This window comes from Massilia sp. BHUDP2, from assembly GCF_046236355.1.
Classification (GTDB): Bacteria; Pseudomonadota; Gammaproteobacteria; order Burkholderiales; family Burkholderiaceae_D; genus Telluria; species Telluria varians.
The window spans coordinates 126,931-140,535 of sequence record NZ_JBJUVW010000001.1 but is presented as its reverse complement, the minus strand read 5'-3'; the positions used below and the strand labels follow the sequence as shown (position 1 = coordinate 140,535).

At 66.6% G+C, this 13,605-nt stretch carries 11 protein-coding genes; 2 read left to right on the top strand and 9 right to left on the bottom strand.

Annotated features, from left to right (window positions below; all coding sequences use genetic code 11):
* Positions 1-10: 10 nt before the first annotated feature.
* From ACK6C6_RS00640 to ACK6C6_RS00630, 3 genes are all read right to left on the bottom strand, one after another.
* Positions 11-499 carry a response regulator gene (locus tag ACK6C6_RS00640; protein WP_225239056.1) on the bottom strand — a complete coding sequence of 163 codons (489 nt, stop codon included), beginning with the start codon at positions 497-499 and terminating at the stop codon, positions 11-13.
* Positions 500-513: 14 nt separating this feature from the next.
* On the bottom strand, positions 514-3,012 hold the full coding sequence (locus ACK6C6_RS00635) for a PAS domain-containing protein (RefSeq protein WP_409265382.1): 2,499 nt from the start codon (positions 3,010-3,012) through the stop codon (positions 514-516).
* Positions 3,013-3,117: 105 nt separating this feature from the next.
* A complete protein-coding gene (locus ACK6C6_RS00630; protein WP_409265380.1) occupies positions 3,118-4,605 on the bottom strand; it encodes an aldehyde dehydrogenase in 1,488 nt (495 codons plus the stop codon).
* 130 nt (positions 4,606-4,735) lie between these two features.
* On the opposite strand from ACK6C6_RS00630, the gene ACK6C6_RS00625 reads away from it, so the two are divergent.
* Positions 4,736-6,199, top strand: coding sequence for a sodium:solute symporter family protein (locus ACK6C6_RS00625; protein WP_409265379.1), 1,464 nt, complete (start codon positions 4,736-4,738; stop codon positions 6,197-6,199).
* Between the two features lie 67 nt (positions 6,200-6,266).
* Here the strand turns inward: ACK6C6_RS00625 and ACK6C6_RS00620 are convergent, their stop codons facing one another.
* From ACK6C6_RS00620 to ACK6C6_RS00605, 4 genes are all read right to left on the bottom strand, one after another.
* Positions 6,267-7,709 carry an aspartate aminotransferase family protein gene (locus ACK6C6_RS00620; protein WP_409265378.1) on the bottom strand — a complete coding sequence of 481 codons (1,443 nt, stop codon included), beginning with the start codon at positions 7,707-7,709 and terminating at the stop codon, positions 6,267-6,269.
* Positions 7,710-7,739: 30 nt separating this feature from the next.
* The gene (locus ACK6C6_RS00615) at positions 7,740-9,110 is read right to left on the bottom strand and encodes a glutamine synthetase family protein (RefSeq protein ID WP_409265376.1); all 1,371 of its coding nucleotides are present in this window, start codon (positions 9,108-9,110) and stop codon (positions 7,740-7,742) included.
* Positions 9,111-9,241: 131 nt separating this feature from the next.
* Complete coding sequence (locus ACK6C6_RS00610) at positions 9,242-10,003, bottom strand: gamma-glutamyl-gamma-aminobutyrate hydrolase family protein (protein ID WP_409265375.1); 762 nt, start codon at positions 10,001-10,003, stop codon at positions 9,242-9,244.
* A gap of 264 nt (positions 10,004-10,267) precedes the next feature.
* Positions 10,268-11,623 (bottom strand): S41 family peptidase, encoded by a 1,356-nt coding sequence (locus tag ACK6C6_RS00605; protein ID WP_409265373.1) that lies wholly within the window; start codon positions 11,621-11,623, stop codon positions 10,268-10,270.
* A 202-nt stretch (positions 11,624-11,825) separates the two neighbouring features.
* Between ACK6C6_RS00605 and ACK6C6_RS00600 the strand changes: the two genes are divergently transcribed.
* Positions 11,826-12,467, top strand: a complete 642-nt coding sequence (locus ACK6C6_RS00600; RefSeq protein WP_409265371.1) for a beta/gamma crystallin-related protein — start codon at positions 11,826-11,828, stop codon at positions 12,465-12,467.
* A 12-nt stretch (positions 12,468-12,479) separates the two neighbouring features.
* Here the strand turns inward: ACK6C6_RS00600 and ACK6C6_RS00595 are convergent, their stop codons facing one another.
* Together ACK6C6_RS00595 and can are read right to left on the bottom strand one after the other, a co-directional pair.
* Positions 12,480-12,848, bottom strand: a complete 369-nt coding sequence (locus ACK6C6_RS00595; protein WP_409265370.1) for a nucleotide pyrophosphohydrolase — start codon at positions 12,846-12,848, stop codon at positions 12,480-12,482.
* On the bottom strand, positions 12,826-13,521 hold the full coding sequence (can, locus tag ACK6C6_RS00590; protein WP_036213307.1) for a carbonate dehydratase: 696 nt from the start codon (positions 13,519-13,521) through the stop codon (positions 12,826-12,828). Before can ends, ACK6C6_RS00595 begins: the two co-directional genes overlap by 23 nt.
* Positions 13,522-13,605 lie beyond the last annotated feature (84 nt).

The window sequence follows — 13,605 nt, the reverse complement described above, 5'->3', positions numbered from 1 at the left end:
GGTAGGTGTTTCATTGCCACGCGCCGAGGGCTGGCGGCGGCACGCTCAGGTTGTTCCGGAACCAGTACAGGTCGAGCACGCCGAGCAGCTGGACCAGGCCGTGGAAGGCTACCGGCTTCAGGAGGTAGGAATTGGCGCCCAGCGCATAGGCCTTCTGGATGTCCTCGTCCTCGCTCGACGAGGTCAGCACGACCACGGGCGTCGTGGCCAGCGCGGGCTGGCTGCGTATCCAGCGCAAGACCGCCAGGCCGGAGCGCTTGGGCAGTTTCAGGTCAAGCAGCACCAGGGCCGGGAGCGGATGGCGCCCGCGGTCGCCGAAATGCCCGCTGCCGTCGAGGTAGGCCACGGCTTCGTCGCCGTCGTGGACGACCTGCAGCGCCACCGCCAGCGCGGCCTTCTTGATGGCGCGGCGCGCCAGCAGCACATCGTCCGGGTTGTCTTCCACCAGCAGGATCAGCGGCAGGCCGGCGCCGTCGTCCTCGTGGTTCACGATTTCCATTCCATGCTCCTTGTTCAGTCGGCTGCCTGCAGGGCCAGCTCGAAGGTGGTCCCGCCGCCCTCCCGATCCAGGATCGCCACCTTGCCGTCCATACGTTCGAGGCCTTTCCTGACGATCGCCAGGCCGATGCCGGTGCCCGGATAGCGCTCGTGGCCGTGGAGGCGCTCGAACACCCCGAACACATGCTCGCGGTGTTCCGGCGCGATGCCGATGCCATTATCGCCGATCAGGAGGCGCGCCACCGCACCGTCGCGCCTTCCCGCGATCTCGATGCGCGGCACCACGCCCCGGTCGACGAACTTGATGGCGTTCGATACGAGGTTGCCGACGACCTGGGCCAGGATGGTAGCATTCCCGCGCACCGCCGGCAGCGGCCAGGCGATATCGAGCTGTGCGCCGCTCGCGCCGATCTCGGCCTCCAGGTCGCGCAGGGCGGTTTTCACGACGGCCCCGAGGTCGACGCGCTCCAGCTGCAGTTCGGCGCGCGACAGGCGGCTGTAGGCCAGCAGGTCGGTGATCAGGCGGTCCATGCGCACCACGGCGGCCACGATGCGGTCCGCGAACATCCTGCCCTCCGCGGACATGCGCTCGCCCTCGTCCTCGACCAGGGCGGTGGCGAATCCTTCGACGTTGCGCAGCGGCGCACGCAGGTCGTGCGCCACCGTGTGCGCAAAAGCGCGCAGCTCGGCATTGGCCTCGGCGATCCGTTCGGTGCGCTCCTCGACCCGCTGTTCGAGCAGCTGGTTGGCTTCGATCAACTCACGCTGGGCGACCTTGATCTGCGTGACTTCGAGCAGGGCGACGACGATGCCTTGCAGTGCGCTTCCATCCAGCACCGGATAGCAGCTGGCCAGCCAGTCGCGCTGCGGCGCCGCATCCGTCCCCGGACTGCCGAACTCGATGCCGGCGACCTGGCGGCGCTCGCGCCGGACCTGCTCCAGCACCTGGCCGACCCGTTCTCCCATCGACGCCGGCAAGACCTCCGCCGGCGACCGGCCCACGATGGCGCTCTTGGACATGCCGCTCACTTCCGCCAGCGCATCGTTGAGTTCGGCCAGGCGCAGGTCGGCGCCGACCAGGCCGAGGCCGACCGGAACGGCGCGGTAGATGGTTTCGATCTGGGCCAGCCTGCTGCTGAGCGCCAGCTCGGACTCCTTGCGCGCGTGGATGTCTTCGATCAGGCCGTACCAGGCCACGACGGCGCCCGTGTCGGCGCGGCGCGGGTTGGCGCGCGAGCGCATCCAGCGCAGCTGCCCGCCGGCGTCGCGGATGCGGAATTCGACGTCGAACGGCTCCCCGCTGTCCACCGCATGCGCCCAGGCCCGCATCATCGCCGGACGGTCCTCGTCGAAGACGGCGCTCGACCAGCCGGCGCCAAGGACGGCCTCGCGCGCCTGTCCCGTGAGCGACAGCCAGCGATCCGAAATGCGCTCGATGGCGCCGCCGGGCGAAGCCCGCCACGGTATCTGCGGGTTGAGCTCGATCGTGTAGCGGTAGTTGGCTTCCGACTCGGCCAGGGCGCGGGCGCGCGCATTGCGCTCGCTGACGTCGCGCAACACCAGCACCTCGCCCGCGGCCATGTCTCCCTGCGGTTCGATCGGCGCGGCGCTCAGTTCGGTGGCGTATTCGCGTCCGTTGCCGGATGCCAGCACCACGTGTTCGCCGCCGTCCGCGATGGCCTGCTCCAGGTCGACCGGCCCGCCGCTGCCGCGGTCGCGAAAGCGCAGCACCTGCTCCAGCCGCATGCCGACGCCGCGTGCCTCGGGCGTGCCGGTCAGTTCCTCCGCCACCCTGTTCATCAGGCTGACATTGCCCTTTGGGTCGGTCGCGATCACGCCGTCGCCGATACTGCGCAGCGTCGCGTCGAGCCGCGCGCGTTCGGCCAGCAGGCGCGCCGCGTCCCGCGACGAGATCACCCACAGCATGACCACCAGCAGTCCGGCCACGCCGGCGGTGATCGCAAAGGCCGTGATCAGCTCGCGGCGCCCCTCCTCCACGTGCCGCTGCCGCACCTGCAGCAGGCGCTGTTCCTCGGTGCGGATCAGCTGCGCCTGCGCCAGGATCCGCTGCTTGAGCGCATGCCCCGACTCCAGCACCGCCAGCTCGACCGGGCGCCCGGCGCGCCGTTCCTGCATGACACGCTCGAGCAGGTCCAGGCGCCTGCGCACCGCGTCCTCGAAAGACCGCATCGCCACCTGCTGCCGCGGGTTGTCGAGAATCAGTGTGCGCAATTCATGGACCTCGGGCAGTACGGCGTCGCGGGCCTGCCGGTAGTCGGCCACGAAGTTGTCGTTACCGGTCAGCAGGAAGCCGCGCTGGGCGGCTTCCGCTTCGCTGGTCAGCGTCAAGGCTGCCTGCACGTGTTCCAGGACTTCGCGGGTATGGACCACCCACCGCCAGGACTCCGACTGGTTCTGGATGCCGCGGGCCAGCACACTGAGGGCGATGTTCAGGACCAACAGGCTGACGATGGTGGCGATCGTGACGGGCCTGCGCAGCTTGAGTTTTTTCATGGAAAACAGTCACTGCCGGTGACGCTGGTCCGGGCAGTGACGGGGTGGCGTTCCGGCTAGCATACACGAGCGGCCTGCCTGGCTGCGCTACAGAGGAGGCATGGCTTACGGTAGCTGAATCCAGGTGGTCTTGAGCTCGGTGTATTTGTCGAAGGCATGCAGCGACTTGTCGCGCCCGTTGCCCGACTGTTTATAGCCGCCGAAGGGCACCGTGATGTCGTCGTTGTCGTACTGGTTGACGTGCACCGTGCCGGCCCGCAGCGCGCGCGACGTGCGAATCGCCTTGCTCATGTCCGAGGTCCATACCGCCGCCGCCAGGCCGTAGGGCGTGGCGTTCGCCTGCCTGATCGCTTCGTCCAGGTCGGTAAAGGACAGCACCGACAGCACCGGCCCGAAGATCTCCTCGCGCGCGATGCGCATCCCGGGCTCGACGCCGTCGAACAGGGTCGGCTCGATGTACAGGCCGCCGCTGTCCTGGCGCGCAGCGCCGCCGCCTGCCAGCAGGCGCGCACCGGCCGCCTTGCCGTCCTCGATATAGCCGAGCACCGTCTTCATCTGGACCGGATCGACGATGGCGCCCATGACGGTTTGCTCGTCGAGCGGGTCGCCCGGCGCGTAACGCGGGACCAGCGCCAGCGCTTTTTCCAGGAAGGCATTCTTGATCGACGCTTCGACGAACAGGCGCGAGGGCGCGTTGCAGCTCTCGCCCTGGTTGAAGTAGATCGACCCGATCGCGCTTTCCACTGCCGCATCGAGGTCGGGGCAGTCGGCGCAGACGATGTTGGCGGATTTGCCGCCCAGCTCGGTCCAGGCGCGCTTCAGGTTCGACTGCCCCGCCATCTGCAGGATCTGCTTGCCGACCCGGGTCGAGCCGGTGAAGGCGATGCAGTCGACGTCCATGTGCAGGCCGAGCGCGCTGCCGGCCTCGCCGCCATGACCGGGCAGGACGTTGAACACGCCCGGCGGCACGCCCGCCTCCAGCGCCAGCTCGGCCAGGCGCAGGCAGCTCAAGGGCGCCTTCTCGGACGGTTTCAGGACCAGGCTGTTGCCGCTTGCTAAAGCCGGGCCGATCTTCCAGGCCGCCATCAGCATCGGGTAGTTCCAGGGGATGACCGCCGCGACCACGCCGACCGGTTCGCGCGTGACCAGGGCCAGGCTGTCCGCGCCGGTGGGGGCGACCTGGTCGTAGATCTTGTCGATCGCCTCGCCATACCAGCGGATGCAGTTCTGGGCCAGCTGCACGTCCACGCTCAGGCTGTAGCGGATGGGTTTACCCATGTCGAGGGTTTCCAGCAAGGCCAGCTCGTCGCGGTGCGCGAGCATCAGGTCGGCGAAGCGGACCAGCACCCGCTTGCGCTCGCTTGGCGCCGTGCCTGCCCAGCGGCCGTCCTCGAAGGCCCGGCGGGCGCTGGCGACGGCGGCATCGGCGTCCGCGGCATCGCAGCGCGCGACCTCGGCCAGCTTGCGGCCATCGATGGGGGAGATGCAGTCGAAGCGGGCCCTGGTGCGCGCGTCGACGCGGAATCCGTCGATGAAGGCGCGGCCGTCGATGGCCAGATTGACAGCCCGTTGATGCCATGATGGAGTCGACATACCAATTTCCCTTCCTTGAAGTGCAACACTTGATGCCAAATACGAGCAAAGTTGATCCAACGGCCGAATTCTGCCTTTATAATCGCGAATTTTCCGCCCGATAATTCTTGCTTCCCGGAGCCACCACCGCATGAACACCACTTTGATCGTTTTCGTCGCGCTTTACATGCTCGGCACGCTGGGGCTCGGGATGTGGGCGGGCACGCGGATCAAGAATACCGCCGACTTCGCCGTGGCGGGCCGCAGCCTGCCGCTGATCATGGTGATCACCACCACCTTCGCCACCTGGTTCGGCGCCGAGACCGTGATGGGCGTGCCCGCCAAGTTCGTGCAGGGCGGCCTGAACGCCATCATCGAGGACCCGTTCGGGGCCGGCATGTGCCTGATCCTGGTCGGCCTGTTCTTCGCCAAGAAGCTGTACAAGCTGAACCTGCTCACCATCGGCGACTACTACCGCCAGCGCTACGGCAAGGGCATCGAGATCTTCTGCTCGGTGGCGATCATCCTGAGCTACCTGGGCTGGGTGGCGGCGCAGATCACCGCGCTGGGCCTGGTGTTCACGGTGCTGACCGGCGGCGCGATGTCGCCGGCCATGGGCATGCTGGTCGGCACCCTGGCGGTGCTGATCTACGTGGTGGTGGGCGGCTTCCTGGCGGTGGCGATCACCGACTTCGTCCAGATGATCGTGCTGGTGGTCGGCATGAGCATCATCGCCTTCTTCGCGGCCGACCTGGCCGGCGGTTCCGACAAGGTGCTGGCGATGGCCCAGCAGGCCGACCTGTGGCGCGTGCTGCCGGAGCCCACCTTCACCGACATCGCCTTCTTCGTGGGTGCGGCCGTCACCATGATGTTCGGCTCGATCCCGCAGCAGGACGTGTTCCAGCGCGTGATGTCGGCCAAGGACGCGCCGACCGCGCGCACCGGCGCCGTGATCGGCGGCGCCAGCTACATCCTGTTCGCCTTCGTGCCGATGTTCATCGTCGCCGCGGCCGTGGTGGTGATGGGGAACTCGGCGATGGAGATCGCCCAGAACGACTACCAGCGCCTGCTGCCGACCTTCATCATGACCAAGATGCCGCTGGTCATGCAGATCCTGTTCTTCGGCGCCCTGCTGTCGGCGATCAAGAGCACCTCGTCGGCGACCCTGCTGGCGCCGTCGACCAGCTTCGTCGAGAACATCCTCAAGAACCTGCGTCCGGGCATGAGCGACAAGCAGAACCTGCTGGCGATGCGCATCACCATCGTGATCTTCGCGGCCCTGGTGCTGACCTATGCGATCGCGATGGAAGGCACCTCGATCTACGAACTGGTGTCGAGCGCTTACCAGGTGACCCTGGTGGGCGCCTTCGTGCCGCTGGTGATGGGCCTGTACTGGAAGCGTGCGACCACCCAGGGCGCGATCGTCTCGATCGGCGCGGGCATCCTGGTGTGGCTGCTGTTCTTCGAAGGCGTGACCACCTGGGGCGAGCACTTCCCGGGCCAGCTGGCCGGGCTGATGGCGGCCTTCGTGGGCATGTTCGTGGGCTCGCTGGCGCCGCAGTTCGTTCGCAATGGTGGGGAGCCGACGAAGCATATCGTTGGGGCGAGTGCCTGAGTTCACGCTGATCTGAGGAATTGGGTTCCCGCCTTCACGGGAACCCAAGTTCGTTGCGAGCCACCGACTACGCCATCCACCCCTTCCCCACCACCTCCTCCAGCGTCAAATCCAGGCAATACTCGATCCGCTCCACCATCTCGTCGATCTGCGCCCGCGTGATCGACAGCGGCGGCGCCACGATCATGCGGTCGCCCACCGCGCGCATGATTACCCCGTTGTCGAACATGTGCTTCCGGCACAGCATCCCCACCGCCTGCTCGGCCGGGAAGGCTTCGCAGTCGTGCACGGTGGCCCCCTTGCGCCGCACCAGGTTCAGCCCCGCCGTCATGCCGCAGGTCTCGGCATGTCCGACCAGCGGGTGCATCGCCAGCGAGGCGAAGCGCGACTTCAGGTGCGGGCCGGTTTCCAGCGCCACGCGCTCGACCAGGCCTTCGGCCTCGATGATGTGCAGGTTCTCCAGCGCCGCGGCGCAGGCCGAGGGGTGGCCGGAATAGGTGAAGCCGTGGTTGAAGTCGCCGCCCTTCTCGATCAGGACGTGCGCCACGCGCCCTCCCACCAGTACCCCACCCAGCGGCACGTAGCCCGAGGTGACGCCCTTGGCAAACGCGATCAGGTCGGGCTGGAAGCCCATCAGCTCGCAGCCGAACCAAGTGCCCAGGCGCCCGAAGCCGCAGATCACTTCGTCCGACACCAAGAGGATGTCGTACTTGTCGCAGATGCGCTGGATCTCGGGCCAGTAGGTCGCGGGCGGGATGATCACGCCGCCCGCGCCCTGCACCGGCTCGCCGATGAAGGCCGCCACCCGCTCCGGCCCCACTTCCAGGATTTTTTCTTCCAGCCAGCCGGCGGCGTGCAGGCCGAACGCGGCCTCGCTCATGCCGCGCCCGTGTTCGGCGTAGCTGGGCTGGCCGATGTGGACGATGCCGGGAATCGGCAGCGAGCCCTGCGCGTGCATGCCGGCCATGCCGCCCAGCGAGGCCCCGGCCATGGTACTGCCGTGGTAGGCGTTGCGGCGGCTGACGATGACCTCGCGATCGGGCTCACCAAGCAGCTGCCAGTAGCGCCGCACCATGCGCACGATGGTGTCGTTCGCCTCCGAGCCGCTACCGGTGAAGAACACGTGCTGGAACTGGGGAGGAGACAGCCGGGCCAGCAGCGCCGCCAGCTTCACCGCGGGCACGTTGGTGGTGTTGAAGAAGCTGTTATAGAAGGGCAGTTGCAGCATCTGCGTATGCACCGCGTCGGCGATGCTGGCGCGGCCGTAGCCGGCGTTCACGCACCACAGGCCGGCCATGCCGTCGATGATCTTCTTGCCGTCCGAATCCCACAGGTAGACGTCTTCGGCGCGCACGATCACGCGCGCGCCGCGTTCCCTCAGCGCCGCGTGGTCGGTGAAGGGATGCAGGAAGTGCGCGCTGTCGAGGCGCTGCAGTTCCTGGGTGTCATAGGTCTCGCGTGCCTCGGTCGTGGCGACGCGCAGCGAGGCGACTGGGGTATTGGTGGTCATGATCGGCTCCAATTTTTTGTGTGAATCCGATCAGACGTGCAGGAGCAGGTGTTCCCGCTCCCACGGGCTGATGACGCGCATGAATTCCTGGTGCTCGAGGTCCTTCACCGCCGAGTACACGTCGATGAAGCGCTCGCCCAGCACGTCGCGCAGGCGGTCTTCGCGGCGCAGCAGGGTGATGGCCTCGGACAGGCCCTGCGGCAGCTCGACCGGCATGTCATAGGCGCTGACTTCGACCATCTGGCTCGGCTCGACCGCGTCCAGCATGCCCAGGTAGCCGCAGGCCAGGGTGACGGCCAGGGCAAGATAGGGATTGGCGTCGGCGCCGATCACGCGGTTCTCGATGCGCCGGTCCTGGGCGCCGGACACCGGCACGCGGAAGCCCACCGTGCGGTTGTCCATGCCCCACTGCAGGTTGATCGGCGCCGCCGAATGGCGCACGATGCGGCGGTAGGAGTTCACGTAGGGCGCGATGATGGCCATCGCCGAAGGCATGTAGCGCTGCAGGCCGCCGATGTAGTGGCGGAAGGCGTTCGAAGGCGTGCCGTCGGGATTGCTGAAGATGTTGCGGCCGCTCTCCAGGTCGACCACGCTCTGGTGCACGTGCATCGCCGAGCCGGGTTCGTCCGCCATCGGCTTGGCCATGAAGGTGGCGTACATCTCGTGCTTGAGCGCGGCTTCGCGCAGAGTGCGCTTGAAGTAGAAGACCTTGTCGGCCAGGCCGAGCGGGTCGCCGTGCAGGAAGTTGATCTCCATCTGGCCGGCGCCGATCTCGTGGATGAGCGTGTCGACGTCGAGGTTCATCATCTCGCAGTAGTCGTAGATGTCCTCGAACAGCGGGTCGAATTCGTTGACGGCGTCGATGCTGTAGACCTGGCGGCTGGTCTCGGCGCGGCCGCTGCGGCCCACCGGCGAGGACAGCGGCAGGTTCGGATCGATGTTCTTGGCCGTCAGGTAGAACTCGAGCTCCGGCGCCACCACCGGCTTCCAGCCGCGCTCCGCATACAGCTTGAGCACGCGGCGCAGCACGCTGCGCGGCGCGTAGTCGACCAGCGTGCCGTCGGAGAAGTAGCAGTCGTGGATGACCTGGGCGGTGGGATCGACCGCCCACGGCACCATGGTGATGGTGGTCGGGTCGGCCTTCAGGATCATGTCGCGGTCGGTGGCTGCGATGGCGCGGTTATACGATTCGTCGCGCTCGGGGGTGTTGCCGGTGACGGTCATGCCCAGCACCACTTCGGGGATGCGCATGCCGCGGTCTTCGGTGAACTTCACGCGAGGGAGGATTTTTCCACGGGCGACGCCGGTCAGGTCGGGGACCAGGCATTCGATTTCGGTGACCCGTTTCGCGTTGAGCCACTCCTCCATGTCGGTGTAAGAAAAATTGTCGCGGATTGCCATGATTGCCTCACTGTCTGGTTCGGATCGAGTGCGCACGCGCGGCACGGGCCGGGTGCGCTCGCACATCAGGCAGGAAAGCTATGGGACGGCGTCGCTGGACCAGGGAAAGGCCGCCTCCGGGGTGTGGATCCTCATGCGCCCCTCTGCCGTTTCTGCTGCTGGTATTCGCGGCAGGCCTGGCCGAAGGCGCCGAACATCTTCATCGAATACGGGTTGTGCTGGATGCGCCACTCGGGGTGCCATTGCACCGCCAGCGTGAAGCCGGGCGCGGTGGAGACCGAGAAGGCTTCGACCAATCCGTCCTCCGCTACCGCTTCGACCGTCAGGCCGGGCGCGAGTTCGTTGACGCCCTGCCCGTGCAGCGAGTTCACCGGAATCTCCGGCACGCCGAGCATGCGCTCGAGGCAGCCGCCCGGCGTGAGCGTGACGTTGTGGGCGTCGCCGTACTGCTCGTCCATGCCGAGTTCGGGATTTTCGCGGTGGTCGAACTTGCCGGCCACCGCCTGCACCGCCTGGTGCAGGCTGCCGCCCAGGGCCACGTTCATCTCCTGGAAGCCGCGGCAGATCGCGATGATCGGGATGCCGCGCTTGACCGCTTCGCGGATCAGGGGCAGCGTGGTCTGGTCGCGCGCCGGGTCCTGCGGCAGGGAGGGATCGAGCACTTCCTCGGAATAGTAGCTGGGATGGACGTTCGAGGCCGAGCCGGTCAGCATGATGCCGTCGCACAGGGCCAGCATGGTTTCCAGGTCCAGCGAAGCGCCAAGCGAAGGCAGGATCACGGGCGCGCAGTCGGCGCCGAGGACGACGGCGTCGACATACTTGTGCTGGGCCGCGTGATAAGGGTGTTCGCCGAAATCACGCGTGCATGCGGGGACGAATACGATGGGGCGCATGGTCTCTACCTTGTCGTGAAGCGCACGAAACCATGATACGAGCATTCCGGTCCGGGCGCGAGTGGCCTATGACTCAGATCAACTGCGCCAGATCAATGCGGCGCGGCCGGAGCGTACTCCCTACTGCTGATCTGCCTGGTGTTCATAGCAAAAGCTTAACGGTAACTCGAGAAGCATGCCAACACGGTAAGGCAGAGGAGCGGCGAAATACTATTTCATGCAAGGCTCTTCCATGAAATTTTATTTCGCCACGGAAATTACCCCTTACTTCTTCAGCACGGCGAGCGCCGCTTCCAACACGGTATCCCGGCCGCGGCGCAGGTCGGCCACCGTCGGCGCCGCCTTGACGGTCGGCTGGATGCCGTGACCGACCCAGGCGCGCCCGTCCGGATAGGTGTCGGCCTTGGTGCAGATGCGCGCCACGCCGCCGCCCGGCAGGTTGATGAACAGCGGCTGGCCGGTGCTGCCGCCGGTGGCTTCGCCGACGATCGGGCCGCGTCCCATGCCCTCGTAGGCCACCATGAAGTCTTCCGCCGCCGAGTAGGTGGCGCCCGAGGTCAGCACCGCGACCGGGCCCTTGAACAAGCGCTTGCCGTCCGGCTGGCGCTCGTTCAGCTTGCCTTCGAAGTTCGGCATCGGACGCTTCCATGCGCGGTAGGACGGCAGGTACTGGCGCGTCTCCCACTTGCCGGTCGCGAAGGGCTTGTCGGTCAGCGTGGCCAGCACGCGCCAGCCTTCGGACGAATTGCCGCCGCCGTTGTTGCGCAGGTCGATGATCAGCGCCGAGCTCGCCGCGATCCCGTCGAAGGCCGCGAGGAAGGCGTCGGCGGCCCGGCTGTCGCCGAAGCTGTTCAGGGCCACGTAGCTCACATTGCCCGGCAGCTTGCGCAGTTCGAAAGGCGGATTGCTGCCTGCCGCCTTGCCGAAGCTTTGCGCGTCGACGCGCTTCGCCTCCAGCTTCACGGTCTTGCCGTCGGCATGGCGGAAAGTCAGGCGCGGCGCCTTGTCGCGCGGGCCCATCAGGAACTGGTAGCCGTACACGCGGATATCCCTGTCCTGCGGCGTCGAGGCGCTCACATAGGGCGCGATCTCGCGCTGGGCATAAGCGCCGACCGGCTCGCCGTCGACCTCGACGATCTCGGAACCCGGGACCACGCCGCCCGCTTGCAAAGCCGGGTCGAACACCTCGCGTACCAGCACCCTGCCCTCGACCAGCTGCGTCTTCATGAGCGGCCGCGCCATCATCGCGTTGCGCAGCTCCGGTCCGGGATAGACATTGGTATGCCCGTCCTGCAGCTTGGCGCACAGCTCCATCAGCACGCGGTAGTAGTCAGCGGTGGAGGTGGTGGCACGCACCTTCGGCAGATAGTCGAGGTAGAGCCGGTCCCAGTCGAGCTCCTTGAGCTTGTCGACGTACACGAAGTTGTACTTCACCTCGGACCAGAATTTCGACAGGCCGGCGATCTTCTCGTCTTCGCTGATGTTCTCGCGGTAGGGCGAGCCGAGTGCGGGCGAGTCGAACAGCAGCGCTTCGCGCGCCTCAGCGGGCTTGGCGTCCTGCGCGAAGGCTGCCCCGGACAAGGCCGCAAGGACTGCGGCGGCGATGATGTGACGTACCATGGAATCTCCCTTGTTGTAATGGGGGGCGATTCTACGAAGCGGAAAGGCCGTTGTGGGAGGGTAATGCGACAGGCTGCATGATTCGCGGAGCAGTCTGCGGTAGCAATCTGTTACAGCTGTGCCGTGCACAGTCTTGTAGTGTATTGCGTATGGAAGGAAAACCGGGCGCGCGTTGCGTTCCGGTGCACCTCATGGAGAAACTATGAAACCCCTGTTCGCCGTCCTCGCCTTGCTGGCATCGCTGAACCATGCTGCTGCCGGCGAGATCTCGCTGTTCACCGATGCGGACTTCCGCGGTCGTCCGCTGAGCCTGCACGGCCCGGTCACGAACCTGGAAGCGCTCGGATTCAACGACCGCGCATCGTCGGCCATCGTCCGTTCGGGCAGCTGGGAGATCTGCGAGCACAAGGATTTCGGCGGCCGCTGCATCGTGCTGGAGCCGGGCGAATACCGGATGTTCGAGGGTTTCAACGACGTGGCTTCGTCGGTGCGGGAACTGGAGCGCGGACGTGGACGCGATGGATACCGTGACCGTGACCGGCGCTACGACGAGGGCGGGTGGGGACGGCGCGGTCCTGGCGGCGACAACCGGCGCGGCCCACCGGTCGAGCTGTTCGCCGATCGCCATTTCGGCGGCGAGGGCATCATGCTGGAAAGCGATGTGCACAGCCTGCGTTCACGCAATTTCAACGACCGCGCGGGCTCGATGATCATCCGCGAAGGCGAATGGCAGCTGTGCGAGCATGACGATTACCGCGGCCGCTGCATTGTCTACGGGCCGGGCCGTTATCCGTCCCTGCGCGGCCTGGACGGCATCGCGTCGTCGCTGCGCAGGGTGCGCTGATACCCTGGCGAACTACTTCTTGTATTCGTAGTACTTGCGCGCGTCGCCGCGCACCTGCTCGGCCGGGTACTTGGCCCGGTTGAGCACCATCTTCTCCTGCACCGCCGCGAACAGGTCGACGTCGAGCTTGTCGGCCAGGCGCACCAGGTAGACCAGCACGTCGGCCATCTCGTGGCGCACCTGTACCAGCTTGTCCGGACCGAGTTCCTCGGGCCGGCCATGCTGGAGCCACTGGAAATGCTCCAGCAGCTCGGCCGCCTCGACGCTCAGGGCCGAGGCCAGGTTCTTGGGCGTGTGGAACTGGTCCCAGTCGCGCTCGTCCACGAAGGCGCGGACGAGATCGCGCAGCTGGACGAGATCACTGTCCGCGGCGTTCGTCACGCACCTGGTCTCCATCGAGGTAGCCGGTGAGGACGCGCTGCAGCTTGGGCGCGATCTCGTCGTAGCTGCTGACCGTGATGCCGAGGTCGCGCAGAAGGCCGTCGTGCACGCCGTAGACCCAGCTGTGGATGGTCAGCGGCTGGCCGCGTTCCCAGGCATCGCGCACGATGGTGGTCTGGGCCACGTTGATCACCTGCTCGGCCACGTTCAGTTCGACCAGGCGGTTCACCGCCGCGCGGCCCACCACGTTGCCGAGGTACTTGCCGTGCTTCTCGCGCACGTCGCGCACGTGGCCGAGCCAGTTGTCGGCCATGCCCACACGGGTGCCGGTGAGCGCTGCGCCGACGCCCGAGCAGCCGTAGTGGCCGCACAGGATGATGTGCTTCACCTTCAATACGTCGATCGCAAACTGCAGCACGCTCAGGCAGTTCAGGTCGGAGTGCGCGACCACGTTGGCGATGTTCCGGTGCACGAACAGCTCGCCCGGCAGCATGCCGAGCAGTTCGTTGGCGGGCACGCGGCTGTCCGAGCAGCCGATCCACAGGTATTCCGGCGCCTGCTGTTCCGACAGCGCCTTGAAGAAGTTCGGGTCTTCGGCCACCATCGAGGCGGCCCATTTGCGGTTGCGTGCGAAGAGCTCTTCGGCGCTCACGCCCGTCGTGTTGTTATCCATTGTTTTCCCTGGTTGATGCGTGCTGAATGGACGAAAGTATACCAGCAGGCGAAAAAAAACCGCCGAGGGCTTTCGCCTTCAGCG

Excerpts from the sequence above, each read along its gene's own strand:
- ACK6C6_RS00640 (WP_225239056.1), bottom strand. The coding sequence starts at position 499 with ATGGAAATCGTGAACCACGAGGACGACGGCGCCGGCCTGCCGCTGATC.
- ACK6C6_RS00635 (WP_409265382.1), bottom strand. The coding sequence starts at position 3,012 with ATGAAAAAACTCAAGCTGCGCAGGCCCGTCACGATCGCCACCATCGTC.
- ACK6C6_RS00630 (WP_409265380.1), bottom strand. The coding sequence starts at position 4,605 with ATGTCGACTCCATCATGGCATCAACGGGCTGTCAATCTGGCCATCGAC.
- ACK6C6_RS00625 (WP_409265379.1), top strand. The coding sequence starts at position 4,736 with ATGAACACCACTTTGATCGTTTTCGTCGCGCTTTACATGCTCGGCACG.
- ACK6C6_RS00620 (WP_409265378.1), bottom strand. The coding sequence starts at position 7,709 with ATGACCACCAATACCCCAGTCGCCTCGCTGCGCGTCGCCACGACCGAG.
- ACK6C6_RS00615 (WP_409265376.1), bottom strand. The coding sequence starts at position 9,110 with ATGGCAATCCGCGACAATTTTTCTTACACCGACATGGAGGAGTGGCTC.
- ACK6C6_RS00610 (WP_409265375.1), bottom strand. The coding sequence starts at position 10,003 with ATGCGCCCCATCGTATTCGTCCCCGCATGCACGCGTGATTTCGGCGAA.
- ACK6C6_RS00605 (WP_409265373.1), bottom strand. The coding sequence starts at position 11,623 with ATGGTACGTCACATCATCGCCGCCGCAGTCCTTGCGGCCTTGTCCGGG.
- ACK6C6_RS00600 (WP_409265371.1), top strand. The coding sequence starts at position 11,826 with ATGAAACCCCTGTTCGCCGTCCTCGCCTTGCTGGCATCGCTGAACCAT.
- can (WP_036213307.1), bottom strand. The coding sequence starts at position 13,521 with ATGGATAACAACACGACGGGCGTGAGCGCCGAAGAGCTCTTCGCACGC.